Here is a 25,502-nt window from a genome sequence, read left to right as displayed (position 1 = left end):
GCGACGTGAAATCCGACCGGCTCCTCTCGATCCTGCTGCTGCTCCAGACCCGCGGCCAGGTCCCCGCGCATGAACTGGCCGACCGCCTCGAAGTCTCCGTACGCACCATCTACCGCGACATCGAGGCGCTGTCCTCGTCCGGCGTCCCGGTGTACGCCGAGCGCGGCCGGCACGGCGGCATCGCGCTGCTTCCCGGCTTCCGTACGGACGTCACGGGGCTGACGCAGGACGAGTCGCGGGCCCTGTTCATCCTCGCCGCGCAGGGCGCGCACGCCGCGCTCGGACTCGACGCGGCGCTCGGCTCCGCGCTGCGCAAGGTCATGGCCGCGCTGCCCGAACCGCACCGTCCCGCCGCAGAGTTGACGAGCCGTCGGATTCTCGTCGACTCGGCGCGCTGGATGCCGGGAGCCCGCGGGTCCGGTCCCGCCGTGGTCGACCTGGACGTGCTGCAGGACGCCGTCTTCGCCGACCGGCGGCTGCGCCTTCGCTACCGGCACAGCGGCGACGCGGAGCCGAGCACCTACACCGTGGACCCCTACGGCCTCGTGTCGAAGGCGGGCGTCTGGTATCTGGTCGCGGACCGGCGCGGCGCCCCGCAGCTGTTCCGCGCCGACCGTGTGCAGTCGGCGACCCGCACGGACGCGCCCGTCAAGCGCCGTCCCGGCATCGAACTGGCCGACATCTGGGGGGTGTTGAAGCGTCAGGTCGAGGACCGTCCGGTCGGCGTCGACGTGACGGCGCGGGTGGCACGGGACCGCTTCGCGCTGTTCCTGCGCCTCAACGGCCATCGGGTCGCCGCACACCCCGAGGACGACGGGGAGAGCGAGTGGATCACTGTCCGTCTCGGGTACGGAGTCCTGGGCGAGGTCCGTACGCTGCTTCCGTTCGCCGACGGAGTGGAAGTCCTCTCGCCGCCCGAGGCGCGCGCGGAGCTGGCACAGGCCGCCGCGGCCGTCACGGAGCTGTACCGGGACGTTCCGGACGCAGGAAACGGCTCAGCTCGCCGGTGAGTTCGGCGGGCGCGTCCTCCTGTACGAGATGTCCCGCGCCCTCGATCAGGCGCAGCTCGGCGCCGGGGATCAGCTTGGCCAGCTCATGGCCGCGCCGGACGGGGATCCAAGTGTCGTCGGTGCCCCAGCAGATGAGGACGGGCAGCGCCAACTCCCCGTACCGGCCCTGGATCTCGTCGGTGAACCGCTGGTCGTTCTGCTCGATCTGCCGGTAGAAGGCGGGCCTGCCCTCGTCCGTGCACCAGGGCTCGACGAGCCGGTCGAGCACCGCAGGGTGCAGCCCGCGGTGGCTCGCCGATGCGACGTACTCCCGTACCAGCGCCTCGTGCAGGGCGGGCGGCAGCTGGGCGAAGACGTCGGCGTGCGCGCCGAGCAGGCGGTAGGTGGGGGAGCCCCAGGGAGCGAGCGCCACCGGGTCGACGACGGCGAGGCGGTCGTAGCGGGCGCCGTGCAGGAGGTGCGCGCGCAGGGCCACGCAGCCCCCGAAGTCATGCGCCACGACGGCGGGCCGCCGCAGGCCCCAGTGGGCCAGGAGTCCGGTCAGGACGCGGGCCTGCGCGGCCAGGGACACGTCCTGCCCCGCGGTCATCTCCGAGGTGCCGTAGCCCGGCAAGTCCCAGGCGTACACGCGGTGTTCGCCGGAGAGCGCGCGGGCGACGCCGCGCCACACGTACGACGAGAAGGGAGTGCCGTGGACCAGGACGACCGGTGGTGCGTCCTCGGGGCCGACGGCGGTCCAGCGGACGGCGCCGGTCGGTCCCGCGAAGGTGTGGTCGAGCGTCCAGTCACGGTCGGTCGTCATGGGCGCAAGGCTAGTCGTCCAGCCAGTGGTGGCGTCCGATGGACACCAGGCGCAACTGGCGGCGGGCCCGGTCCGCGACCCGCTCCTGGGCGTCGGGTGCCGCTTCCAGGAGTGCGGACGCGGTCATCACCATGTGGTCGACGTACATACCGGCCAGCATCAGGAGGTCGTCGTCGTCCCAGCCCGCCGCCTCCGGCTCCTGGGCGAACTGGTCCTTCACCTCCTGTGCGAACAGGGCGAGTTGATCGCCGATGGCGGACCGCACCGCCTGTACGCCGCCGTGCAGCTCGCGGGAGATGAAGCGGACGTGGGCGGGGTGCGTGCGCACATAGGTGACGATCAACTCGACCGCTGCCGCGATGCGTTCCTCGCCGTCACCGGTCGCCGAGAGCAGTGCGGAGAGAGTCGTGTGCAGGCTGCCGAGTGCCTCCTCGACCAGGGCCACGCCCAGGTCGTCCATGTCGCGGAAGTGCCGGTAGAAGGCGGTGGGTGCCACGCCCACGGCACGGGTGACCTCGCGCAGGCCCAGGCTGCTCAGGCTCTGCTCCTCGAGCAGCTGGAGCGCCGCGTCGAGGAGGGCCTGCCGGGTCTTCTGCTTCTGGGCCTGCCGGATGCCGAGAGTGTGACTCATGCCATGCAGTTAACAACTGTTCTCTGAGATTGGGAAGCCGGTGGGAGTAGTAGACTCCCAAGTCAGTGAACAGTTGTAACCACAAATGTTCACCGAAATCTCACACGAGAGGCATCCCATGCTGTTCCTCGTCGCCGCTCTTCTTCTGCTCGGCGTCGCCATGGGCTCCGTGGCGCACGCGCCGCTGCCCGTCACCCTCGTCGCCGCGGCTGTCATCGGCGTATGGCTCCTGGTGTTCGCGATCCGCGAGCGCCGTGGGCAGCACCGCTCGCACCCGAGCCACCACTGATCCGTACGACACCTGCAAGGAGTCGCACCATGGAACTCACCAGCACTCGCACCAGCACGGTTACCGCCCCGGCAGCCCGGCGCGAGGCCGACGGGATGGCCGTCGCCTCGTTCGTGCTCGGCCTGCTCGGGCTGCTCGTCCTCAATCTCTTCCTCGGTCCCGTCGCGATCGTCCTCGCCGGCCTCGCGCTGCTGCGCGGCACCAGCCGGAAGGGGCGTGCCCTGCTCGGCCTCGGGCTCGGCGTGGCCGATCTCGTCGTCCTCGCCGCGCTCATGTCCATGGACAACACCGTGTCGTGGGGTCTCGCCGGCTGACACCGCTTGGACGCGGGCGGTGCCATGGCTCGTAGAATCGTGCGCACCATGGCCTACCTCGACCACGCAGCGACCACTCCGATGCTTCCGGAGGCGATCGCGGCGATGACCGCCCAGCTCGCCGTCACCGGCAACGCCTCCTCATTGCATGCCGCTGGGCGCCGGGCGCGACGCACCGTCGAGGAGGCCCGCGAGACGCTCGCCGAGTCGCTCGGCGCGCGCCCCAGCGAGACCGTCTTCACCGCGGGCGGCACCGAGGCGGACAACCTCGCCGTGAAGGGCCTCTACTGGTCCCGGCGCGACGCCGAACCCGCGCGCACCCGTGTGCTCGCGAGCCCCGTCGAGCACCATGCCGTCCTGGACGCCGTGCACTGGCTCGGCGAACACGAGGGTGCCACCGTCGAGTACCTCCCCGTCGACCGGTACGGGCGCGTGCACCCCGAAGCCCTGCGCGAGGCGATCGAGCGCGACCCCGCCGATGTCGCGCTCGCCACCGTCATGTGGGCCAACAACGAGATCGGCACGATCCAGCCGATCCGCGAACTGGCCGACGTGGCAGCGGAGTTCGACATTCCGTTGCATGCCGACGCGGTGCAGGCCTTCGGGCAGGTGCCCGTCGACTTCGGGGCGTCCGGGCTCGCCGCGATGACCGTGTCCGGCCACAAGATCGGCGGTCCGTACGGCATCGGCGCGCTGCTCCTCGGCCGCGAGTACAGCCCCGTCCCCGTCCTGCACGGCGGCGGGCAGGAGCGCCATGTGCGTTCCGGGACGCTGGACGTGCCCGCGATCGCCGCGTTCGCCGTGGCGGGACAGCACGCCGCCGCCCAGCGCGAGTGGTTCGCCCGCGAGATCGGCGCCCTGCGCGACGAACTGGTCGCCTCGGTGCGCGCGGCGGTTCCGGAGGCGATCCTCGGGGGCGACCCCGTCGACCGGCTGCCCGCCAACGCGCACTTCACCTTCGCCGGTTGCGAGGGCGACTCCCTGCTTCTGCTGCTCGACGCCCAGGGCATCGAGTGCTCCACCGGCTCGGCGTGCACGGCGGGCGTGGCCCAGCCCAGCCACGTCCTGCTCGCCACCGGCACCGACCCCGACCTGGCCCGTGGCACGCTCCGTTTCTCCCTGGGGCACACCTCCACGAAGGCCGACGTCGACGCGGTGGCGCGGGCGATCGGCCCGGCGGTGGAGCGGGCGCGGACGGCGGGGCTGAGCTAGGCCGCCCCGATCCGATCCGATCCGCTTCGATCCCCCTGGATCCGCTCCGGCCGAACGGGGCTGTATCCGGCCGAATTGAGCCGAACCGTGTGGTTCCGCGTCGATCCGGCCCGATGCGGACCGAGCGGGAGCCGGATAGGTCACATCCTTGGAACCACCCTGGAATCCGGCCCGAGTTGATGGCGTTCTGGGTGGATATGGAAGTGGCCGACCGTCGGAGCGCGATACGACGCAGACATTCCACCGATCTATGCTTGCCGCTCGCGAGTCCGCTCCGCGCGTTCGGGGCTGCACGACGACCCCCTCATGGAGTTCACATTGAAGGCGAACCTCCGCTCTCGTATCGCCGCGCGGCTCGGGCGCATCTACCTGTCCCGGATCCAGCGGAACGGGATCAGCTCATCGACGATCGCGCGGCTGCCCGAGCCGCTGCTCGCGCCGATGCGCCGCGACGGTCTCGACCCGGTGCCCGGTCTCACCGCCAAGCAGGCGGAGCAGCCGATCTACCAGGTGCCGCTGCCGTTCGGCATGGACGCCTGGGTCGTCACGGGCTACGACGAGGTCAAGGCCGTGCTCGGCGAGACCGACGGGTTCAGCAACGACTTCACGAACCTCGCGGGCAACGCGGGCGTCTCCGAGGAGCAGAACCCCGGCGGCCTCGGCTTCAGCGACCCCCCGGTCCACACGCATCTGCGGCGCATCCTCACGCCCGAGTTCACGATGCGCAGGCTGCGGCGCCTGACGCCCCGGATCGACGCCATCGTCGAGGAGCGGCTGGACGCGATGGCCGCGTCCGAAGGGCCCGTCGACCTCGTGGAGGCCTTCGCGCTGCCGATCCCCTCGCTCACGATCTGCGAGCTGCTCGGCGTGCCCTATGAGGACCGCCACGACTTCCAGCAGCTGGCCATGGAGCGCTTCGACCTCTTCGCCGGGGCGACCGCGCCGTTCGGCGCCATATCCGCCTCGCTGTCCTACTTCCGGGACGTCGTCAAGAAGCAGCGCGAGAACCCGGGCGACGGGCTCCTCGGCATGATCGTCAAGGAGCACGGCGACACGGTCGACGACGAGGAGCTCGCGGGCCTCGCCGACGGCATCCTGACCGGCGGCTTCGAGACCACCGCGAGCATGCTGGCCCTCGGCTCGCTGCTCCTGCTCCAGCACCCCGACGCCGCCGCACGGCTGCGCGACGACGACGCGGCCGCGTCCCCCTTCGTGGAGGAGGCGCTGCGCTATCTGACCGTCGTCCAGGTGGCCTTCCCGCGGTTCGCCCGCGAGGACATCGAGATAGCCGGGGTGCGCATCCCCAAGGGCGACCTGGTGCTGTGCTCCCTCAGCGGCGGCAACCGCGACGCCAAGTACACCGCGGACGGCGGCGGCTTCGACCCGGACCGCAAGGCTTCGGGGCATCTCGCCTTCGGGTACGGCATCCACCGCTGCATCGGCGCCGAACTGGCCCGCATGGAGCTGCGCGCCGCCTACCCGGCCCTGGTGCGGCGCTTCCCCGAGATGCGCCTGGCGGTCGCCCCCGACGACCTCGCGTTCCGCAAGCTGTCGATCGTCTACGGCGTGGAGTCGCTGCCCGTACACCTTCGGTGATGGCGGTCGGAAGTCAGGCGAGGGCGGTGCGGGCGTCCCGCACGAGCCGTATGTACCGGTCCCAGTCCCAGTGCGGACCGGGATCGGTGTGGTCCGTGCCCGGCACCTCCACATGGCCGACGATGTGCTCCCGGTCCACGGGGATGTCGTACCGCTTGCAGATTCCTGCCGTGAGCCGCGCCGACGACGCGTACATGGCATCCGTGAACGAGGACTTCTTGTCGACGAAGCCCTCGTGCTCGATGCCGATGCTCCGTTCGTTGTAGCTCCTGTTCCCCGCGTGGAACGCGACGTCCAGCTCGCGGATCATCTGGGCGACATGCCCGTCCTTGCGCACCACGTAGTGCGCGGCCGCGCCGTGCGCCGGATCCTTGAACACCCGCAGCGCCGTCGCGTACCCGCCCTGGACGACGTGGATGACGACCATGTCGATCTCGTAGTCGTCGGGCCGGTCCGCGCGCCGCCAGTTGTAGTCGGACGCGGCGATCCACTGCGCGCCCTTGGCGTCGACCTCGCCCTCCTTGCGCTTCTTGACCACGCCGGGCAGCCGCCACCACAGCCGGCCGAGCTCGTCCGCGGCGAGCGCGGCCGTGCCGACGGCCGCCGCCGCGCCGCCGATCAGGAGCGTCCGCCGATTGACGCCCCGGCGCCCCGGCTTCTGCACCGCCGTCGTGTCCTTTTCTTCCCCCATGTGATCGTCAACGCTTACTCACGGGCGCCTGGTTCCCGCGGCCCCGTACCCTGTTAGAGCTATGACTGAGACCCAGACCCCGCAGCGCCCCCGCCCCCTTCGCGTCCTCGCCGCCATGTCCGGCGGCGTGGACTCCGCCGTTGCCGCCGCCCGGGCCGCCGAAGCAGGGCACGACGTGACCGGAGTGCACCTGGCGCTCTCGGCGAACCCGCAGTCGTTCCGCACGGGCGCGCGAGGCTGCTGCACCATCGAGGACTCGCGTGACGCCCGCCGCGCCGCCGACGTCATCGGCATCCCGTTCTACGTCTGGGACCTCGCCGAGCGGTTCCGCGAGGACGTGGTCGACGACTTCATCGCCGAGTACGAGGCGGGGCGCACTCCCAACCCGTGCCTGCGCTGCAACGAGAAGATCAAGTTCGCCGCGCTCCTGGACAAGGCGCTCGCGCTCGGCTTCGACGCGGTCGTCACGGGCCACTACGCGAAGGTGATCACGCACGAGGACGGCACCCGCGAACTGCACCGGGCCTCCGACATGGCCAAGGACCAGAGCTACGTCCTCGGGGTCCTCGACGACCGCCAGCTCGCCCACGCGATGTTCCCCCTCGGTGACACGGTCACCACCAAGGAGGAGATCCGCGCGGAGGCCGAGGAGCGCGGCCTGGCCGTCGCCAAGAAGCCCGACAGCCACGACATCTGTTTCATCGCCGACGGCGACACCCAGGGCTTCCTCGCGGACCGCCTGGGCAAGGCCGAGGGCGACATCGTGGACGCCGACGGGAACAAGCTGGGCACCCACGAGGGCGCGTACGGCTACACGATCGGCCAGCGCAAGGGACTGCGCATCGGCACCCCCGCCCCCGACGGCAAGCCCCGCTACGTCCTGGACATCTCGCCCGTGAACAACACGGTGACGGTCGGCCCGGCCGACGCCCTGGACGTGACGGCCCTGACGGCCATCAAGCCCCGCTGGTGCGGCGTGGCCCCCTCCGGGCCCGGCACGTACACCGCGCAGCTGCGGGCCCACGGCGGCGAGACGGAGGTGACCGCCGAGCTCGTCGACGGCACCCTGCACGTCTCCTTCGACGAGCCCGTACGCGGCGTGGCCCCCGGCCAGGCGGTCGTCCTCTACGACGGCACGCGCGTGGTGGGGTCGGCGACGATCGCGGCCACGGAGCGGGCCGCCGCGGTGGCCTAGTCGGTCGTCACCTCGTAGAAGCAGAGGTGGTCCTTGATCTGGGCCACCGCTTCCTTCGGCTCCGGATAGGCCCAGACCGCGTCCTTCGCGTCGGGGAGCGACCAGTAGGAGGCCGTTCCCTTGAAGGGGCAGTAGGTGGTGGTCTCCGAAGGCGTCAGCAGGTCCGTGCGGACGTCCTCCGGAGGGAGGTAGTAGCGCACCGGGTAGCCCGTCTCGCGCAGCAGCAGGGGGCGCCGGCTCTCCGCGACGACCTGGCCATCGCGCACCACGCGTACGTGCTCCGTGCCCTGTTCGACGGTGATCTCGTGTCCTGCGGTCACAGTGGTCTCCTTCTCGGGGCCGGGGTTCGGACCGTACCGTGAAGCCATGAACATCTGTGTCTTCCTCTCCGCGGCCGACCTTCCCGAGCGCTACACCGGGCCCGCCCGTGACTTCGCCGAACTGCTCGGCAAGGGCGGCCACACGCTGGTGTGGGGCGGCTCCGAGAGTGGCCTGATGAAGGTCGTCGCCGACGGCGTGCAGGAGGCCGGCGGCCGCCTCGTCGGCGTATCGGTCGACTTCCTCGCGGCCAAGGCCCGTACGAACGCCGACGAAATGGTGATCGCCAAGGACCTCGCCGAACGCAAGGCGCTGCTCCTGGAGAAGGCCGACGCGGTCGTGATCATGGTCGGCGGCACGGGCACGCTCGACGAGGCGACCGAGATCCTGGAACTGAAGAAGCACGGCAGGACCGACAAGCCGGTGGTCCTGCTCAACTCGGCCGGTTTCTACGACGGGTTGAAGGAGCAGTTCCGGCGGATGGAGGACGAGGGATTCCTGCCGGTGCCGCTGACCGAGCTGGTCTTCTTCGCCGAGGAGCCGGTGGGCGCCCTCGCCTACCTGGAGGAGTCCATGGGCACGCGCTGAGCCGCGTCCGCCGGGGTGGGACCATGGGCCCATGGCTACACATGTGATCACCGGGGCGGGCTCCGGCATCGGCGCGGCCGTCGCGCGCCGCCTTCACGCACGCGGCGACGCCCTCGTCCTGCACGCACGGGACGCCGGCCGCGCCAAGGACCTGGCGGCGCAGTTCCCCGGAGCGGCCACGCTCGTGGGCGACCTCTCCGACCCGGACAGGCTCTCCTGGGCGTTCGGCCACCAGGCCCTGCCCGACCGGGTGGACTCCCTGCTGCACATCGCGGGCGTGGTCGACCTGGGCCGGGTCGGCGATCTCACCCCCAAGTCCTGGCGCCACCAGCTCAACGTGAACCTCATCGCCCCCGCCGAGCTCACCCGCCACTTCCTGCCGCAGCTCCGACTGGCCCACGGGCACGTGGTCTTCGTGAACTCGGGCGCAGGACTGAACGCGCACGCCGACTGGTCCGCCTACGCCGCCTCCAAGCACGGCCTCAAGGCCCTCGCCGACGCCCTGCGCGCCGAGGAGCACGGCAACGGCATCCGCGTCACCTCCGTCTACCCGGGCCGCACGGCGAGCCCCATGCAGGCCAAGGTCCACCGGCAGGAGGGCAAGGAGTACGACCCCTCCCGTTTCGTCGACCCGGAGTCGGTGGCCACCACGATCCTGACGGCACTCGACCTGCCGCGTGACGCGGAGATCAACGACCTGACGGTGCGGCCGGGACGGTGAGCGAGTTCAGCTTCGGCCCGGCCACCGGCGTCGGGTCCATGCCCGGCGGCGACGCGCGCGAGGCCGCGAAGACGGTCACCGGCAGCTTCGAGACGTTCCCCTACCTGGCGGAACTGCCCGCGCGGGGGCCCGGCGCCGACATGATCGGGCGGACCGCCGGGCTGCTCGTCGACCTCTACGCGCGCGTGGAGCCCAGCGGCTGGCGCATCGGCGACCGGCCAGGACGGGACACCCGGCGGGCCAGGGCGTGGCTCGGCGAGGACCTCGACGCGCTCGAAGAGTTCACCCAGGGGTACGAGGGGCCGGTCAAGGTGCAGGCCGTGGGGCCGTGGACGCTTGCCGCCGCCCTCGAGCTGAAGAACGGCGAGGCCGCGCTCTCCGACCCCGGCGCCTGCCGCGACCTGGCCGGATCGCTGGCGGAGGGACTGCGCGCCCACCTCGCGGACGTACGCCGTCGCATCCCGGGCGCCCAGGTGGTGCTCCAGCTCGACGAGCCCTCGCTCATCGCCGTACTGCGCGGGCAGATCAAGACCGCAAGCGAGTACCGCACCCACCGCGCCGTGGACCGGCAGGTCGTCGAGAACACCCTGCGGGACGTCATCGGCGTCCAGGGGGTCGACGGGGGGCCCGCCGTCGTGCATTCCTGCGCGCCCGATGTCCCGTTCGCACTCCTGCGGCGGGCCGGCGCCGACGCCGTCTCGTTCGACTTCTCACTCCTCACCGAGCGTGACGACGAGGCGATCGGAGAGGCCGTCGAGGCGGGCACGAAGCTCTTCGCCGGTGTCGTGCCGGGCGTGGACGGCCGATTGTCAGACCCGGCCGGTAGCGTCATGGGTGTCAGGACGCTGTGGCGCAGGCTGGGGCTGAATCCGGGTTCTCTTGCGGAGTCGGTCGTGGTCACTCCGTCGTGCGGCCTCGCGGGGGCTTCTCCCGCGTACGCACGCGCGGCGCTCGCCCATTGTGTCCGGGCGGCGAGATCACTCGCGGACAACCCTGAGTAATTGGGTATGACGTAACGGGAGGACGAAACGGTGGCTGTCGAACAGCAAGGCTCTGTGCCCGCCGAGGCACGGGATCAGCATGCCCAGCTGGCCGAACAGATCGAGGAGCACCGCTTCCGGTACTACGTGAACGACCAACCGGTCGTCAGCGACGCCGAGTTCGACAAGCTCCTTCGCTCGCTCGAGGCCCTGGAGGAGCAGTACACGGAGCTTCGTACGCCCGATTCGCCCACCCAGAAGGTCTCCGGGGCGTACGAGACCGACTTCACGGCGGTGGAGCACCGCGAACGCATGCTCTCCCTGGACAACGCCTTCGACGACGAGGAGCTCGCCGCCTGGGCCGAGCGCGTCGCCAAGGACGTCGGCACGAGCGACCACCACTTCCTGTGCGAGCTGAAGATCGACGGCCTCGCCGTGAACCTCACGTACGAGGACGGGAAGCTCACCCGCGCGGCGACGCGCGGCGACGGCCGGGTCGGCGAGGACATCACGCCGAACGTCCGCACGATCGCGGACATCCCCGACCGCCTCAAGGGCGACAACATCCCCGCCCTCGTCGAGATCCGCGGCGAGGTCTTCTTCCCCATGGAGAAGTTCGAGGAGCTCAACGCCCGTCTCGTGGAGGCCGGCGACAAGCCGTTCGCCAACCCGCGCAACGCGGCGGCCGGTTCGCTGCGCCAGAAGGACCCCAGAGTCACCGCAACGCGCCCGCTGCACATGGTGGTGCACGGCATCGGCGCCCGCGAGGGCTTCGACATCGACTGCCTCAGCCACGCCTACGAACTCCTCCACGGCTGGGGCCTGCCCACCGCCCAGCACAACAAGGTGGTCCAAGGCCTCGACGGCGTACGGGAGTTCATCGCGTACTTCGGCGAGAACCGTCACTCCGTGGCGCACGAGATCGACGGCGTCGTCGTGAAGCTGGACGAGATCCCGCTCCAGGGCCGCCTCGGCTCGACCTCGCGCGCCCCGCGCTGGGCGATCGCCTGGAAGTACGCGCCCGAAGAGGTCAACACCAAGCTGGTCAACATCCGCGTGGGCGTCGGCCGCACCGGCCGCGTCACTCCGTACGCGCAGGTGGAGCCGGTCACCGTCGCCGGATCCGAGGTCGAGTTCGCGACGCTGCACAACCAGGACGTGGTGAAGAAGAAGGGCGTCTTCATCGGGGACACGGTCGTCCTGCGCAAGGCGGGCGACGTCATCCCGGAGATCCTCGGCCCGGTCGTCGACCTGCGCGACGGCACGGAGCGGGAGTTCGTGATGCCCGCCGAGTGCCCCGAGTGCGGGACGCCGCTGCGGCCCATGAAGGAGGGCGACATCGACCTCCGCTGCCCCAACGCCCGGTCCTGCCCGGCCCAGTTGCGCGAGCGCCTGTTCTACCTGGCGGGCCGCAAGTGCCTGGACATCGAGAACTTCGGATACGTGGCGGCGGCCGCCCTCACCAAGCCCCTTGAGCCGTCCGAGCCGCCGATCCTGGACGAGGGCGACCTCTTCGACCTCACCATCGAGCGGCTCCTGCCCATCAAGGCGTACGTACTCGACCAGGACAGCGGACTGCCCAAGCGCGACCCGAAGACCGGCGAGGAGAAGGTCGCCACGGTCTTCGCCAACCAGCAGGGCGAGGCGAAGAAGAACGCCGTGTCGATGCTGGAGAACATCGCGGCGGCCAAGGAGCGCCCGCTCGCCCGCATCATCACGGGCCTCTCGATCCGCCACGTCGGCCCGGTCGCGGCGGAGGCACTGGCCCGCGAGTTCCGGTCGATCGACCGGATCGAGCAGGCCACGGAGGAGGAGCTTGCCGCCGTCGAGGGGGTCGGGCCGACCATCGCGGCCTCCCTCAAGCAGTGGTTCGAGGAGGAGTGGCACCGGGAGATCCTGCGCAAGTGGCGGGCGGCCGGGGTCCGTATGGAGGAAGAGGGCGGGGGAGAAGACGAAGGACCGCGCCCGCTGGAAGGTCTCACCGTTGTCGTCACCGGAACGCTCGAGCACCACACAAGGGATGGCGCAAAAGATGCGCTGCAGACCCTGGGTGCGAAGGTGACCGGTTCCGTTTCGAAGAAGACGGCATTCGTCGTCGTCGGCGACAACCCGGGATCCAAGTACGACAAGGCCATGCAACTGAAGGTTCCGGTTCTCAACGAGGAAGGCTTCGGCGTCCTGCTGGAAAAGGGACCGGACGCGGCGAAGGAAGTCGCGCTTCCGACCGAGGAGTAGCGGTTGAAGGCCACCCGTTCAGCGCATACCAGATGCATACGGGTGGCCGGGTCGCATTCGGGCAACCGTTGTGGACCGCTGCCCGTGGAAGCCTTCTGCGGCCTACTGTTGAGGTGTGCGCCTGCCGTGGCATTCAGACGCGGCTGACCGCTGGACCAAGTCCACGTGGCGTGTGCACCGCCGGCTGTGAGAGGGACGGGAATGGAACCGACCGAGAGCGCCGCCCCGGACTCCCGGCTGCGCGCGCGCCTGCGGCGCGGGCCGGGCGCGTGGTTGAGCAGACGCCGGACGCCGAGCGAGGCGGAGAGCGGCCGCGCCGCCGCGCCGGACACCACGGTCGAGCGACGTGAACGGGCGTGGAGCACGGTCGCCGGTTGCACCACCCAGGAGGTCGGCTCCGCCGGCCGGGCCAATGCGGGCGAGTCCGTCAGGGACACGGCGGGCCAGGACGCAGGCGGCGGCCGGCGCCCGCAGTCGTGGGGGAGCGCCGACGAGCAGGGCACGGACCGCACTTCGGGCGACCGCTGGCCGGTGCTTCCGGTCGCCGTGGTGACGACGGCCGCCATGGTGCTCGGCGCCGGCTTCTTCCACGCGTTCACCGGGCACCACGCGCTGTTCCCCTCCGGCACCGTCGGCTGGTCCCTCGCCGTCCTGACGGGCCTGATCGTCGGCCACCTCGTCGCGCTCGGCCGCGACCGCTGGTGGGGCGGCACCGGCTCGGGCGGCGCGCTCACCGTCGCCGTCCTGCTGCTCTACGGCTGGCTGCCTGCCGGGATGGTCAGCCTCACCGTCGTCGTCCTGGTCGGTGTCGCGCGCCGCCATCGCTGGCGCCAGGGCATCCTGCACGGCGCGGTCGACATCCTCGGCATCGGCGCGGGCGCCCTCGCAATGGCCGCGTTCGGCACGGTGCCGACGGCGGAGTCGCCCTGGCTGCCCGAGACCTGGGACGTGTACTCGGCTCCCGAGGTCGCGCTGGCCGCCGTCGCCTATCTCGCGGTCACCCGCGTCCTGTTGTGGTACGTCCACGCGCCGAGCACCGGCGCGCTGCCCACGGTCACCCGCACCGCCCTGGTCCGCCAGGGCCTCGTCGGCGTCGCGCTGCTCGGCATCGCCCCGCTGATCTGCGTGGTCGCCGCATCGACGCCGCTTCTCCTGCCGCTCTTCGCGATCCCCCTGGTCGCGCTCGACTCGACGCTGTGGATCGCCCGCGCCAGGGCCGAGGAGCAGCTGCGCGACCCGCTCACCGGACTGCCCAACCGGCAGTGGCTGTTGGAGCGCACCTGGACGGCTCTGGACGATGCCGAGCGGATCGGGGCGCGGTCCGCCCTGATGCTGATCGACATGGACCGCTTCCGTTCGGTGAACGACACCCTCGGTCATCTCGCGGGCGACCGGCTGCTGTTGCAGATCGCCGACCGGCTCCGGCTCGCCCTGCCGCGTGGTGCGGAGGCCGCGCGGCTCGGCGGTGACGAGTTCGCCGTACTGCTCCCGATCGCCGACTCCACGACATCGGCCACCCGTGTGGCCCGCAACCTGGTCGCGGCGCTCGGCTCACCCCTCGATCTGGACGGCCTGACCCTGGTCCTGGAGGCCAGCGCGGGCCTCGCCGTCTTCCCCGACCACGCGCTCGACGCGGAGGGTCTCCTTCGCCGCGCGGACGTCGCGATGTACCAGGCCAAGCGCGACCGCACGGGCGTCGAGGTGTACGAGTCCAAGCGGGACTCCAACACCCCTGACCGCCTGGGCCTGTTGGGCGATCTGCGGCGCGCCCTGGACGCCGGTGACGTCGAGCTGCACTACCAGCCCAAGGTCCGCTTCGACGGCAAGGTCGCGGGGCTCGAGGCGCTGGTGCGGTGGGTGCATCCGGAGCGCGGGAAGGTGCCGCCGGACGAGTTCATCGCCATCGCCGAGTCGTCGGGGCTCATGCCGCACCTGACGGAGTACGTCCTGGAGACGGCGCTCGGGCAGGTCGCGAAGTGGCAGGCGATGGGCCTGAAGGTCCCGGTCGCGGTCAATGTGTCGCCGCGCGACGTGCACACCCCCGGTTTCGCCGGCGCTGTCGCCGCACGCCTGGCCCGGCACGGGGTCCCCGCGGGGGCGCTGCAGCTGGAGATAACGGAGCACGTACTCCTCGAGGACCCGCAGCGGGCCGCGGACACCCTGGCAGGCCTGACCGGCCACGGCGTGAAGATGTCCCTCGACGACTTCGGTACGGGGTACTCGTCCCTGGTGCACCTGCGGCGGCTGCCCGTGAGCGAGCTCAAGATCGACCGCTCGTTCGTGGCCCGCCTGGCCGTGGACAACGAGGACGCGGAGATCGTCCGCTGCACCGTCGACCTCGCCCATTCCCTCGGCCTCCTCGTGGTCGCCGAGGGCGTCGAGGACGACGAGACATGGGAGCGCCTGCGGGACCTGGGCTGCGACGCCGTACAGGGCTGGCTGGTGGCCGCGGCGATGCCGGCCGGCGAAACGACGGCATGGCTGCAGGCACGCGGGCCCCGCGGCTGGCGCCGCCCCGTGGACATCGCGGCGGAGGAACAGGCGGCGGCGGAGGCGGGCGCGGACATCGCGAAGTAGCTCCTGGGGCGGTCGGCGCAGGCCGGCGTGGATGTGGCGGGGCGTCCGGCGGGGCCATCCGGGCAGGGGGCGCGGACGCCGAGACGTGACCCGCGGCGTGATCCGGGTGGGGCCCGATTAGGGCCACGAAGCCGCCGGGCAATCGGGTGGGCGGGCGGGAAACCCGCCGCGGAGCGGCGGAGACGCCCCCACCGCCGGGGGCGAAGAGGACCGCCCAAGCCCTCCGCATGGAGACCGGCAGGGAATCCGTTTCACGGGCATGGGGTGCGGCCCCATAGGATTGGGCCACAAACCGCACACTCACCCCTGAGGATCGCCGCATGCCTGGCATCACGCGCGAGGAGGTCGCCCACCTCGCCCGCCTTGCACGTCTGGAGCTGAAGGCCGAGGAGCTCGACCACTTCGCCGGACAGCTCGACGACATCATCGGCGCGGTCGCCCGCGTCTCGGAGGTCGCCGACCAAGACGTACCGCCGACCTCGCACCCGCTGCCGCTGACGAACGTCATGCGCGCGGACGAGGTCCGTCCGTCGCTCACCCCCGAGCAGGCGCTCTCTGGCGCCCCGGCCCAGGAGCAGCAGCGTTTCAAGGTGCCGCAGATCCTGGGGGAGGACTAATCACCATGACGGACAGCAAGATCGACATCATCAAGCTCACGGCTGCCGAGATCGCCGCGAAGATCGCCGCCGGTGAGCTCACCGCCGTCGAGGTCACCGAGGCCCACCTGGCCCGTATCGAGGCCGTCGACGAGAAGGTGCACGCCTTCCTGCACGTCGACCGCGATGGCGCCCTCGCGCAGGCCCGCGCCGTCGACGCCAAGCGCGCCGCAGGCGAGAAGCTCGGCCCGCTGGCCGGCGTACCGCTCGCGCTCAAGGACATCTTCACCACCGAGGGCGTACCGACCACGGCCGGTTCCAAGATCCTCGAGGGCTGGATCCCGCCGTACGACGCGACACTGACGCGCAAGCTGAAGGAAGCCGACGTCGTCATCCTCGGCAAGACCAACATGGACGAGTTCGCCATGGGGTCGAGCACGGAGAACAGCGCGTACGGGCCCACCGGCAACCCGTGGGACCTCACCCGCATCCCCGGCGGATCGGGCGGCGGCTCCTCCGCCGCCCTCGCCTCCTACGAGGCCCCGCTCGCCATCGGCACGGACACCGGCGGCTCCATCCGCCAGCCCGCGGCCGTCACCGGCACGGTCGGCGTCAAGCCCACCTACGGCGGCGTGTCCCGCTACGGCATGGTCGCCTTCTCGTCCTCCCTCGACCAGGGCGGCCCCTGTGCCCGCACGGTCCTGGACGCCGCGCTGCTGCACGAGGCCATCGCCGGGCACGACGTGCTCGACTCGACGTCCATCGACGCCCCGGTCCCGCCGGTCGTCGAGGCGGCCCGCAACGGCTCCGTACAGGGCATGCGCGTCGGTGTCGTGAAGCAGTTCGCGGGCGAGGGCTACCAGGCCGGTGTCGTCCAGCGCTTCCAGGAGTCGGTCGCCCTGCTCAAGGAGCTCGGCGCCGAGATCGTCGAGCTCGACTGCCCGTCCTTCGACCTGGCGCTCTCCGCGTACTACCTGATCGCGCCGAGCGAGTGCTCGTCCAACCTGGCCCGCTTCGACGCCATGCGCTACGGCCTGCGCGTCGGCGACGACGGCACGAAGTCCGCCGAGGACGTCACCGCGCTGACCCGCGAGGCCGGCTTCGGCGACGAGGTCAAGCGCCGCGTCATCCTGGGCACGTACGCACTGAGCTCCGGCTACTACGACGCGTACTACGGAAGCGCCCAGAAGGTCCGCACCCTGATCACGAAGGACTTCGAGAAGGCCTTCGAGCAGGTCGACGTGATCGTCTCGCCCGCGACGCCGACCACCGCCTTCCCGATCGGCGAGCGCGCCGACGACCCGATGGCGATGTACCTCGCGGACGTGTGCACCATCCCGTCGAACATGGCGGGCAACGCCGCCATGTCGCTGCCCTGCGGCCTCGCGCCGGAGGACGGCCTGCCCGTCGGGCTGCAGATCATCGCCCCCGCCATGAAGGACGACCGCCTGTACAAGGTGGGCGCTGCCGTAGAGGCCGCCTTCGTGGAAAAGTGGGGCCACCCGCTGCTTGAGGAGGCTCCGTCGCTGTGACTGCCATGGCAAAGAAGGCCAAGAACTTCAAGAAGTCCAAGACCGGCGTCTATGTCTCGCTGGCCAGCACCGCCTTCGGCGCGATCAGCGTCGTGAAGCAGGCGAAGATGGCACGCAACGACAACGACACCCTGCGTCTGATCGACGCCGCCGTGTCCGCCGCCGCCATCGCTACCGGCCTGGCGATCCTCTACCGGGAGCTCAAGCGCCTGGGCGACGACGACGTCCTGCTGGGCTGAGAGGGAAAGTTTCACCGTGACTGTCACGACTGACCTGGTGTCGTACGAGGAAGCCCTCGCGACGTACGACCCCGTCATGGGCCTCGAAGTCCATGTCGAGCTCGGCACCAAGACCAAGATGTTCTGCGGCTGCTCCACCGAGCTCAAGCAGGGCGCCAACAGCCAGACCTGCCCGACCTGTCTCGGCCTGCCCGGCGCTCTGCCGGTGGTCAACGAAATCGGCGTCGAGTCCGCGATCAAGATCGGCCTCGCGCTGAACTGCGAGATCGCCGAGTGGTGCCGCTTCGCCCGGAAGAACTACTTCTATCCGGACATGCCGAAGAACTTCCAGACCTCTCAGTACGACGAGCCGATCGCCTTCAACGGCTATCTGGACGTCCAGCTGGAGGACGGCGAGATCTTCCGCGTGGAGATCGAGCGCGCCCACATGGAGGAGGACACCGGCAAGTCCACGCACGTGGGCGGCGCGACGGGTCGTATCCACGGCGCATCGCACTCCCTCCTGGACTACAACCGCGCGGGCATCCCGCTCATCGAGATCGTCACCAAGCCCATCGAGGGTGCGGGCGAGCGGGCCCCCGAGGTCGCCAAGGCGTACGTCGCCGAGCTGCGCGAGCTCATCAAGGCGCTCGACGTCTCCGAGGCCCGGATGGACAAGGGCCAGATGCGCTGCGACGTGAACCTGTCGCTGCGGCCGCACGGGCGCGAGGAGTTCGGTACGCGCTCGGAGACGAAGAACGTCAACTCGCTCCGTTCCGTGGAGCGCGCGGCCCGCTTCGAGATCCAGCGCCATGCCGCGGTGCTGAACTCGGGCGGCACGATCATCCAGGAGACCCGTCACTTCCACGAGGACGACGGCTCCACCACCTCGGGCCGCATCAAGGACAACGCGGAGGACTACCGGTACTTCCCGGAGCCCGACCTCGTCCCCGTCGCCCCGGCCCGCGAGTGGGTCGAGGAACTGCGGGCCGGACTCCCCGAGATGCCGCGCGTACGCCGCAACCGTCTCCGCGAGGAGTGGGGCGTCAGCGAGCACGACATGCAGTCGATCCTCAACGCCGGTGCGGTCGACCCGATCGTCGCCACCATCGAGGCGGGCGCCGACGCGGCCGCGGCGCGCAAGTGGTGGATGGGCGAACTGGCCCGCAACGCCAACGAGTCGGGCAAGTCCCTGGACGAACTGCCCGTCACCCCGGCGCAGGTCGCCCGGGTCGCCGAGCTCGTCGCCAAGGGCGACCTGAACGACAAGCTGGCCCGCCAGGTCTTCGAGGGCGTCCTCGGCGGCGAGGGCACGCCGGACGAGGTCGTCGAGAAGCGCGGCCTGAAGGTCGTCTCGGACGAGGGCGCGCTGACGACTGCCGTCGACGAGGCCATCGCAGGGAACGCGGCGATCGCGGACAAGATCCGCGGCGGCAAGGTCCAGGCGGTCGGCGCGCTGGTCGGTGCCGTCATGAAGGCGACTCGGGGTCAGGCAGACGCGGCACGCGTCAAGGAGCTGATCCTGGAGAGGCTGGGCGTGGAGGGCTAGGCCTTCCGAGTACCAAGGCCCTCCGGGTACGAACAGGTAGGGGCGGCACGCCGGTTGGCGTACCGCCCCTACGTGTGTTCACCGTGACTTCCGTCCGCGGCCTTCACACCGATACCAGACGTCGCTACCGTCCCAGCCGAGCAAGCCAATGGATCAGCGGAGAACCATTGGCCGTCGACTGGAGGTCGTACGTGTCCCCGGAGATATCGCGCAGGCGGCTGATGGCGGTCGGCGGTGGCGCGCTCGGTGCCGCCGCCGTCGGATCCTTCCTGCCGCCGTCGTTGCAGCAGGCATTGGCGCAGGACCGGCCCAGGGGCGGCGGAGGGCTCGACTCGATCGAGCACGTCGTCATCCTGATGCAGGAGAACCGGTCCTTCGACCACTACTTCGGGGCCCTGCGCGGCGTACGCGGCTTCGGTGACCGCAACGCCGTCCAACTGCCCGGTGGCAAGAGCGTGTTCGAGCAGCCCGGCGTGCTGCGCACCATCCTGCCCTTCCCGGTCCGCGAGGCCGCCGCGGCGCAGAAGAAGGACCTGCAGTACATCGGCGCCCTCGACCACTCCTGGGGCGGCGGCGCCAAGGCCTGGCACGACGGCTGGATGGACGGCTGGATCACCGCCAAGACGGCGGCCTGCATGGCGTACTACACGCGCGAGGACATCCCGCTGCACTACGAACTCGCCGACACCTTCACCGTCTGCGACGCCTACCACTCCTCGATCCACACCTCCACGAGCCCCAACCGCAACCACCTGTGGAGCGGCAAGACGGGATATGAGGCGAACGGCAAGCGGGCCGTGGAGAACGACGCGTACGACGAGGGCAAGCACCCCGGCTACGACTGGGGGACGTACGCCGAGCGCCTGGAGAAGGCGGGCGTGAGCTGGCAGACGTACACGGAGTGGGAGAACTTCACCGACAACCAGATCGAGTTCTTCACCACCTTCAAGGCGATCGCCAAGAAGGTCCTCGCCAAGACCGGCCTCACCTTCATGGAGGCCTTCTACGCCAAGGTCCGCGACGCCAAGGACGAGGCTGAACGCGCGAAGCTGCTCGCCACCCTTGAGGAGGGCGTCGCCACCCTCACCAAGGCGGAGAAGTCGCTGTTCGAGCGCGGCCTGCGGCGCGTGCCGACGGGGAAGCTCGCCGAGACGTTCGCCAGGGACGTCGCGGACGGCAAGCTCCCGAAGGTCAGCTATCTGGTGCCGTCCGCCCTTGACTCCGAGCACCCCAGCGTCTCCTCGCCGATCCACAGCGCGACCATCGTCTACAAGGTCCTCGACGCGCTCGCCTCGCACCCCGAGGTGTGGCGCCGCACCGCCGTCTTCATCAACTACGACGAGAACGACGGCTTCTTCGACCACGTCCCGCCGCCCGTCCCCGGCGGGGACTCGGCAGAGGAGAAGGAAGAGCGCTGGGAGGGCCGCCCGACCGGGCTCGGCGTGCGCGTGCCGATGCTCGTCGTCTCGCCGTGGACCGTCGGCGGCTATGTCTGCTCCGAGGTCTTCGACCACACCTCCGTGGTGCGCTTCCTGGAGAAGTGGACCGGCGTGAAGGAGCCCAACATCAGCGCCTGGCGCCGCAAGGTCACCGGCGATCTCACCGGCGCGTTCGACTTCAGGCGCGGCCACCGGCAGCCCGACGTCGAGCAGCCCGGCGCCATCCCGGAGTTCAGCGGCCGCTGGGCCCCGCAGCCGCCCCTGAAGCAGTCCATGCCGGTCCAGGAGCCGGGCAGCCGGCGCGCCCGCCCGCTGCCGTACCAGCCCGACGCGGACGCGAAGCCGGGCGAGAGCGGTGCTCTCACGGTGCGCCTTCGTAACGGCGGCAGCTCCAGCGCGCACTTCGCGCTCTATCCCTACGCCGACGAGTTCAAGACCCCGCTCCACCAGGACGTCGTACGCGAGGGCTCCTGGACCGTGCCGGTCGCCAAGGACGCGTACGCCTTCACGGTCACCGGGCCGAACGGCTTCCGGCGCGAGTTCGCCGGCGGCAAGGACGGCAGCGCGCAGCTCGCCTCCGCGATCACCCGCCGCGAGATCCACCTCACCCTGGCCAATCGGGGCCGCGAGCAGCTCGTCTTCACGGTGAAGCCGCTCGGATACGTCGACGAGGCGGACGTCAGGTCGCGGACGCGAACCGTCCGGGTGAAGGCGGGCAGCAGCCGCACCGTCGCCTGGCCGACCGGTGACGAGCACGGCTGGTACGACGTCGAGATCACGGCCGCGGGCGAGCCCGCCTTCCGGCGGCGGCTCATGGGGCACATCGAGAACGGGCGCGCGAGCGTGTCCGGCTGACAGCGGGGCGTGAGGGCGCAGGGGAGCTCGAACGGGGCTCCCGTGCGCTCCACATGCCCGTGTGAGCATCGCCACGAAAGGGACAAAAGATCTCTCCTGGCTGACAAGGTGACCGCGGTGCTTATGTCACCGCTCATGCGTTCTTTGCGGGCTGTTCGTTTGATTCACGGCTGTTCCCGATAAAGATCCACGAACCTTCCCAGGGAGCCAGTCAGTGGCAGCACTCGCACGGTGGTGCGTCAAGCACCGTCTCCTCGCAGTACTGCTGTGGCTCGTGGCTCTCGGCGGCGCCGCGACCGCCGCGGCCGTCGCCGGATCCGCGTACTCGAACAATTACGAGGTGCCCGGCACCGAGTCGGGCCGTGCGACCGAGCTCCTGAACCAGGGATTCGACGGCATCGGCGGCGACAGCGACACCGTCGTCTGGAAGACCGAAGCGGGCACATCGGTGCGCGCGGCCGCCGTCGAGCAGTCGATGACCGGCGCCCTCGACAAGATCTCCGAGATGCCCGCCGTGGCGTCCGTGATCAGCCCGTACACCGGGCAGGGCGCCACCCAGATCAGCTCCGACGGGCACATCGCGTACGCGACCGTCACCTTCCACGAGCAGGCCGACGCCATCGACAAGGCGGACGCACAGGCCGTCGTCGACACCGCGAAGGCCGCCGAGTCGGACGGCCTCGACGTGGAGCTCGGCGGCACCGCCGTCGGCCTCACCGAGTCCAAGAGCGCCCAGACCGCCGAGATCGTCGGTGTCGCCGTGGCCGCCGTCGTGCTCTTCCTCGCCTTCGGCTCGCTCGCCGCGTCGATCCTGCCCATCGCCACCGCCCTGGTCTCGGTGGGCACGGCGTACGCGGGCATAGTGCTGCTCGGCCACTTCATGACCGTCGCGGACTTCGCGCCGATGCTGGGCACCCTGATCGGGCTCGGCGTCGGCATCGACTACGCGCTGTTCATCGTGACCAGACACCGCAAGGGCCTCAAACAAGGGCTGCCGGTGGCCGTCGCCGCCGAACGGGCGGTCGCCACCACCGGGCGCGCGGTCGTCTTCGCGGGCGCCACCGTGTGCATCGCGCTCCTCGGCATGCTCATCCTGCGGCTCAGCTTCCTCAACGGCGTCGCGATCGCGGCCTCGCTGACCGTGCTCCTCACCGTCGCCGCATCAGTGACCCTGCTTCCGGCCCTCCTCGCCTGGATAGGGCCGCGCGCGCTCAGCCGCCGCGAGCGGCGCCGCCTCGCCGAGCACGGCCCCGCCCCGGAGCTGCCGACCGGGTTCGCCGCCCGCTGGTCCGCCTTCGTGGAGCGCCACCCCAAGCTGCTCGGCGTCGTCGCCATCGCCGTCATGGCGGTCCTCGCGCTGCCCACGCTCTCCCTGCACCTGGGCACATCCGACCAGGGGAACAACCCGGCGACGGCCACCACACGGCAGGCCTACGACCTGCTCGCCGACGGCTTCGGGCCCGGCGTGAACGGCCCGCTGACGCTCGTCACCGACGTGCAGACGGCGGGCGACCGGCTCGCCGTCGACAACCTCGGCTCCACGCTCGAGGGGACCAAGGGCGTCGCCTCCGTCAGCCCCGTCACGTACGACGCGGACGGCACGGCCGCCTTCCTCACCGTCGTACCGGATTCGTCCCCGCAGTCCGAGCGGACCAGCGACCTGGTCGACCGGCTCCGTGACGACGTGCTGCCGCGGGCCGAGACGGGCACCTCGCTCGATGTGCACGTCGGCGGCGTCACCGCGAGCTACGACGACTTCGCGGAGATCATCGTCGGCAAGCTGCCGCTCTTCGTGGGGGTGGTGATCGGCCTTGGCTGCATCCTGCTCCTGCTCGCCTTCCGCTCGATCGGCATCCCGCTGAAGGCCGCCGCGATGAATGTCGCCGCCGTGGCCTCCGCCTTCGGGATCGTCGTCGCGATCTTCCAGTGGGGCTGGGGGAGCGAGCTGCTCGGCCTCGGCTCGGCGGGCCCCATCGAACCCTTCCTGCCCGTGATCATGGTGTCCGTCCTCTTCGGGCTCTCCATGGACTACCAGGTCTTCCTGGTCAGCCGGATGTACGAGGAGTGGCTGGAGACCGGTGACAACCGGCGGGCCGTCCGGGTCGGCCTCGCCGAGACGAGCCGGGTGATCAACTCGGCGGCCGTGATCATGATCTCGGTCTTCCTGGCCTTCGTCCTGAGCGGCGACCGGGTCATCGCGATGTTCGGCATCGGCCTCGCCGCAGCGGTCGCGCTCGACGCGTTCGTGCTCCGTACGCTGCTGGTGCCGGCGCTCATGCACATGCTGGGCGGCGCCAACTGGTGGCTGCCGCGCAGCCTCGACCGGTGGCTGCCGCGCATCAGCATCGAGCCTCCGGAATGTCGTTCGAATCCGGCCGACGTGCGTGAAAAGATCGCGGAGATCGCGGAGATCGCGGCGGTCGCGGTTATCCCCGGACAGCGGGACTCGCACGGCGAGCGCATGGACGGGTCCGCGGACGGTTCCGCGTCGGAATCCGCACCGGATCGGCCGAAGGAGCAGGATGTTCGGGATATCGCTGGGCGAGGGCGCTGAACTGCGGCCCATCGAGCCGTGGCAGGCGGAGGAGTTCCTCGGCCACATCGAGCGGGCGCGTGACTTCGCGGGCCCCTGGGTGCCGCTGACCGCGCTCGTGACGGACGTCGTATCGGCGCGCGAGCGGCTCCAGGCGTACGCCGACAAGCAGGCCGCCGACACCGGCCGCCTCTACGGAATCTGGCTCGACGGCACGCTCGTCGGCGGCGTCCTCTTCCGGATCTTCGACACCGCCACGGAGTCCTGCGAGGTCGGGGTCTGGCTCGAACCCTCGGCGACGGGCCGCGGCCTGATCTCCAAGGCGGCGCGGATCCTCATCGACTGGGCGGTCGACGAGCGCGGCATGCACCGCGTGGAGTGGATGGCGTCCTCCGCGAACCACCGCAGCATCGCGCTCGCCGAGCGCCTGGGCATGACCAAGGACGGCGTGCTCCGTGAGAGCTTCCCCTGGCAGGGAGTGCGGCACGACATGGAGGTGTGGTCGGTGCTCGCGCCGGAGTGGCGGAAGGCGCGCGAGGCCCGCGACGCGGAGGGCGCCGGGGCCTCGGCCGGCCGGGCCGCGACGCGTTAAGAAACTTCTCAGACTCCGTCCGTACCGTGCGGGGCATGGGAACCAAGACTGAGGACGAGACCGCGGCCGAGTCGGCCGCAAAGCCCGCAGAGCCGGAGGCCGACGAGGCCACCGGGCAGGAGGCCGCGGACACCACGGACGGCACCAAGGTGGACGTGGAGAAGAGCGCCGCGTCCGACGTGGAGAAGAGCGCCGCGTCCGAGGAGATCGACGACGCCGATGAGCTCGACATGGCCGACGAGGCCGACGAGGCCGCTCCGGCCAAGTCCAGTGGCGTCTTCCAGGGTGCCGCGGCCGTCGTCTCCGCCGCTCTCGGTGTGATCGGCCTGTCCGGCGGCTGGCTCGGCACGGTCGCCGCGGCCCGCTCGAACATCGTGGGGCAGCTCGAGACCAAGCAGTCGGCGAGCGTCGCCGACCAGATCCAGGCTCTGTACGGCGACTCCTGGCAGGTCACGGCGCTGATAGCCGGGACCTTCGCGCTCGCCGCGCTGGTCGTCGGGTTCGTCGTCCTGGTCAGGCCCGCGTTCGGCGCGCCCGACCAGGAGCAGGCACCGTGGATCAAGTCGGTGGCCTGGGCGGGAGTCGCCCTCGGCGTCATCGGCCTGCTGCTCGCGATCGCCAAGTACTCGGATCTGATCTACGGGCTGCCGTCGGCGAGTTGACGGTAGTGGGGGCCTTAGGGGTGGGGATCCCTAAGGCCCCCTCCCGCTCCCTAAGGCCCCCCACCCCCTCAAGATGCGGCACTCTCCCGATGTGCCGACCCTCCCTGGCAGACGAAAGTAAGGGCATCGCAGAAAGCGAAGCCCACACCGGAAGTCAGCCAGGGAGTCGACATGTTCGAGTACGAGATGCACCAGCTGCGCGCCGCGGACCTCACCCGTGAGGCCGACCGCCGCCGCCTCCTCCGCGTGGCCCGCGAGGCCAAGGCGGACCGTGCCGAGCGGCGCTCGGTACGCCACGAAAGCGAGGGGCGGGTGAGTTCGGGCCTGCGGCGGGCCGGATTCACGCGGGCCGCGTGACGGGCATGGG

At 70.7% G+C, this 25,502-nt stretch carries 24 protein-coding genes; 20 read left to right on the top strand and 4 right to left on the bottom strand.

The window, feature by feature from the left end:
• The first annotated feature begins 5 nt into the window (after positions 1 to 5).
• Positions 6 to 1,010 (top strand): YafY family protein, encoded by a 1,005-nt coding sequence (locus tag AB0G47_RS24660; protein WP_360773702.1) that lies wholly within the window; start codon positions 6 to 8, stop codon positions 1,008 to 1,010.
• On the opposite strand, the gene AB0G47_RS24655 is transcribed toward AB0G47_RS24660, so the two are convergent.
• Both AB0G47_RS24655 and AB0G47_RS24650 read right to left on the bottom strand, forming a co-directional pair.
• On the bottom strand, positions 955 to 1,812 hold the full coding sequence (locus AB0G47_RS24655) for an alpha/beta hydrolase (RefSeq protein WP_360773699.1): 858 nt from the start codon (positions 1,810 to 1,812) through the stop codon (positions 955 to 957). The genes AB0G47_RS24660 and AB0G47_RS24655 overlap by 56 nt on opposite strands.
• A gap of 10 nt (positions 1,813 to 1,822) precedes the next feature.
• Complete coding sequence (locus tag AB0G47_RS24650) at positions 1,823 to 2,443, bottom strand: TetR family transcriptional regulator (protein ID WP_360773696.1); 621 nt, start codon at positions 2,441 to 2,443, stop codon at positions 1,823 to 1,825.
• Positions 2,444 to 2,561: 118 nt separating this feature from the next.
• Between AB0G47_RS24650 and AB0G47_RS24645 the strand changes: the two genes are divergently transcribed.
• The 4 genes from AB0G47_RS24645 to AB0G47_RS24630 all read left to right on the top strand — a co-directional run bounded on the left by AB0G47_RS24645 (position 2,562) and on the right by AB0G47_RS24630 (position 5,854).
• On the top strand, positions 2,562 to 2,732 hold the full coding sequence (locus tag AB0G47_RS24645; protein WP_360773693.1) for a hypothetical protein: 171 nt from the start codon (positions 2,562 to 2,564) through the stop codon (positions 2,730 to 2,732).
• A 29-nt stretch (positions 2,733 to 2,761) separates the two neighbouring features.
• Positions 2,762 to 3,046 (top strand): DUF4190 domain-containing protein, encoded by a 285-nt coding sequence (locus tag AB0G47_RS24640; RefSeq protein ID WP_360773691.1) that lies wholly within the window; start codon positions 2,762 to 2,764, stop codon positions 3,044 to 3,046.
• A 48-nt stretch (positions 3,047 to 3,094) separates the two neighbouring features.
• A complete protein-coding gene (locus AB0G47_RS24635; RefSeq protein ID WP_360773882.1) occupies positions 3,095 to 4,258 on the top strand; it encodes a cysteine desulfurase family protein in 1,164 nt (387 codons plus the stop codon).
• 306 nt (positions 4,259 to 4,564) lie between these two features.
• Complete coding sequence (locus AB0G47_RS24630) at positions 4,565 to 5,854, top strand: cytochrome P450 (RefSeq protein ID WP_360773688.1); 1,290 nt, start codon at positions 4,565 to 4,567, stop codon at positions 5,852 to 5,854.
• A gap of 13 nt (positions 5,855 to 5,867) precedes the next feature.
• Here the strand turns inward: AB0G47_RS24630 and AB0G47_RS24625 are convergent, their stop codons facing one another.
• Positions 5,868 to 6,545: an N-acetylmuramoyl-L-alanine amidase gene (locus tag AB0G47_RS24625; RefSeq protein ID WP_360773686.1), complete on the bottom strand. Its 678-nt coding sequence runs from the start codon at positions 6,543 to 6,545 to the stop codon at positions 5,868 to 5,870.
• Between the two features lie 61 nt (positions 6,546 to 6,606).
• Between AB0G47_RS24625 and mnmA the strand changes: the two genes are divergently transcribed.
• On the top strand, positions 6,607 to 7,740 hold the full coding sequence (gene mnmA, locus AB0G47_RS24620; RefSeq protein WP_360773683.1) for a tRNA 2-thiouridine(34) synthase MnmA: 1,134 nt from the start codon (positions 6,607 to 6,609) through the stop codon (positions 7,738 to 7,740).
• On the opposite strand, the gene AB0G47_RS24615 is transcribed toward mnmA, so the two are convergent.
• Positions 7,737 to 8,108: a DUF427 domain-containing protein gene (locus tag AB0G47_RS24615; protein WP_360773681.1), complete on the bottom strand. Its 372-nt coding sequence runs from the start codon at positions 8,106 to 8,108 to the stop codon at positions 7,737 to 7,739. The two genes, mnmA and AB0G47_RS24615, sit on opposite strands and share 4 nt — an antisense overlap.
• Here AB0G47_RS24615 and AB0G47_RS24610 point away from each other — a divergent pair.
• The 14 genes from AB0G47_RS24610 (at position 8,107) to AB0G47_RS24545 (ending at position 25,492) form a co-directional block, all read left to right on the top strand.
• Entirely contained in the window at positions 8,107 to 8,646 is a 540-nt protein-coding gene (locus AB0G47_RS24610; protein ID WP_360773679.1) for a TIGR00730 family Rossman fold protein, read from the top strand. The genes AB0G47_RS24615 and AB0G47_RS24610 overlap by 2 nt on opposite strands.
• A gap of 31 nt (positions 8,647 to 8,677) precedes the next feature.
• Positions 8,678 to 9,367 (top strand): SDR family oxidoreductase, encoded by a 690-nt coding sequence (locus AB0G47_RS24605; RefSeq protein ID WP_360773676.1) that lies wholly within the window; start codon positions 8,678 to 8,680, stop codon positions 9,365 to 9,367.
• On the top strand, positions 9,364 to 10,368 hold the full coding sequence (locus tag AB0G47_RS24600) for a methionine synthase (protein WP_360773673.1): 1,005 nt from the start codon (positions 9,364 to 9,366) through the stop codon (positions 10,366 to 10,368). Before AB0G47_RS24605 ends, AB0G47_RS24600 begins: the two co-directional genes overlap by 4 nt.
• A gap of 30 nt (positions 10,369 to 10,398) precedes the next feature.
• Complete coding sequence (gene ligA / locus AB0G47_RS24595; protein ID WP_360773670.1) at positions 10,399 to 12,582, top strand: NAD-dependent DNA ligase LigA; 2,184 nt, start codon at positions 10,399 to 10,401, stop codon at positions 12,580 to 12,582.
• Positions 12,583 to 12,783: 201 nt separating this feature from the next.
• Positions 12,784 to 15,159: a bifunctional diguanylate cyclase/phosphodiesterase gene (locus tag AB0G47_RS24590; RefSeq protein WP_360773667.1), complete on the top strand. Its 2,376-nt coding sequence runs from the start codon at positions 12,784 to 12,786 to the stop codon at positions 15,157 to 15,159.
• A 320-nt stretch (positions 15,160 to 15,479) separates the two neighbouring features.
• The gene (gene gatC / locus AB0G47_RS24585) at positions 15,480 to 15,776 is read left to right on the top strand and encodes an Asp-tRNA(Asn)/Glu-tRNA(Gln) amidotransferase subunit GatC (protein WP_010984178.1); all 297 of its coding nucleotides are present in this window, start codon (positions 15,480 to 15,482) and stop codon (positions 15,774 to 15,776) included.
• A 5-nt stretch (positions 15,777 to 15,781) separates the two neighbouring features.
• Positions 15,782 to 17,287: an Asp-tRNA(Asn)/Glu-tRNA(Gln) amidotransferase subunit GatA gene (gene gatA, locus AB0G47_RS24580; RefSeq protein WP_360773663.1), complete on the top strand. Its 1,506-nt coding sequence runs from the start codon at positions 15,782 to 15,784 to the stop codon at positions 17,285 to 17,287.
• A gap of 5 nt (positions 17,288 to 17,292) precedes the next feature.
• Positions 17,293 to 17,526, top strand: a complete 234-nt coding sequence (locus tag AB0G47_RS24575; RefSeq protein ID WP_360773879.1) for a hypothetical protein — start codon at positions 17,293 to 17,295, stop codon at positions 17,524 to 17,526.
• Between the two features lie 16 nt (positions 17,527 to 17,542).
• Positions 17,543 to 19,054: an Asp-tRNA(Asn)/Glu-tRNA(Gln) amidotransferase subunit GatB gene (gene gatB / locus AB0G47_RS24570; RefSeq protein ID WP_360773660.1), complete on the top strand. Its 1,512-nt coding sequence runs from the start codon at positions 17,543 to 17,545 to the stop codon at positions 19,052 to 19,054.
• A gap of 191 nt (positions 19,055 to 19,245) precedes the next feature.
• Complete coding sequence (locus tag AB0G47_RS24565; RefSeq protein ID WP_360773658.1) at positions 19,246 to 21,348, top strand: phosphocholine-specific phospholipase C; 2,103 nt, start codon at positions 19,246 to 19,248, stop codon at positions 21,346 to 21,348.
• A gap of 214 nt (positions 21,349 to 21,562) precedes the next feature.
• Complete coding sequence (locus AB0G47_RS24560) at positions 21,563 to 23,902, top strand: MMPL family transporter (protein ID WP_360773655.1); 2,340 nt, start codon at positions 21,563 to 21,565, stop codon at positions 23,900 to 23,902.
• A complete protein-coding gene (locus AB0G47_RS24555; protein ID WP_360773652.1) occupies positions 23,871 to 24,473 on the top strand; it encodes a GNAT family protein in 603 nt (200 codons plus the stop codon). The genes AB0G47_RS24560 and AB0G47_RS24555 overlap by 32 nt, the downstream gene beginning before the upstream one ends.
• A gap of 35 nt (positions 24,474 to 24,508) precedes the next feature.
• A complete protein-coding gene (locus tag AB0G47_RS24550) occupies positions 24,509 to 25,135 on the top strand; it encodes a hypothetical protein (protein ID WP_360773649.1) in 627 nt (208 codons plus the stop codon).
• Positions 25,136 to 25,306: 171 nt separating this feature from the next.
• Positions 25,307 to 25,492: a hypothetical protein gene (locus tag AB0G47_RS24545; protein WP_360773646.1), complete on the top strand. Its 186-nt coding sequence runs from the start codon at positions 25,307 to 25,309 to the stop codon at positions 25,490 to 25,492.
• Positions 25,493 to 25,502 lie beyond the last annotated feature (10 nt).

The organism is Streptomyces sp. NPDC021622 (assembly GCF_040640795.1).
Lineage (GTDB): Bacteria > Actinomycetota > Actinomycetes > Streptomycetales > Streptomycetaceae > Streptomyces.
Note: the sequence above shows the minus strand (reverse complement) of the source record. Positions and strands in the feature narration are given on the sequence as shown.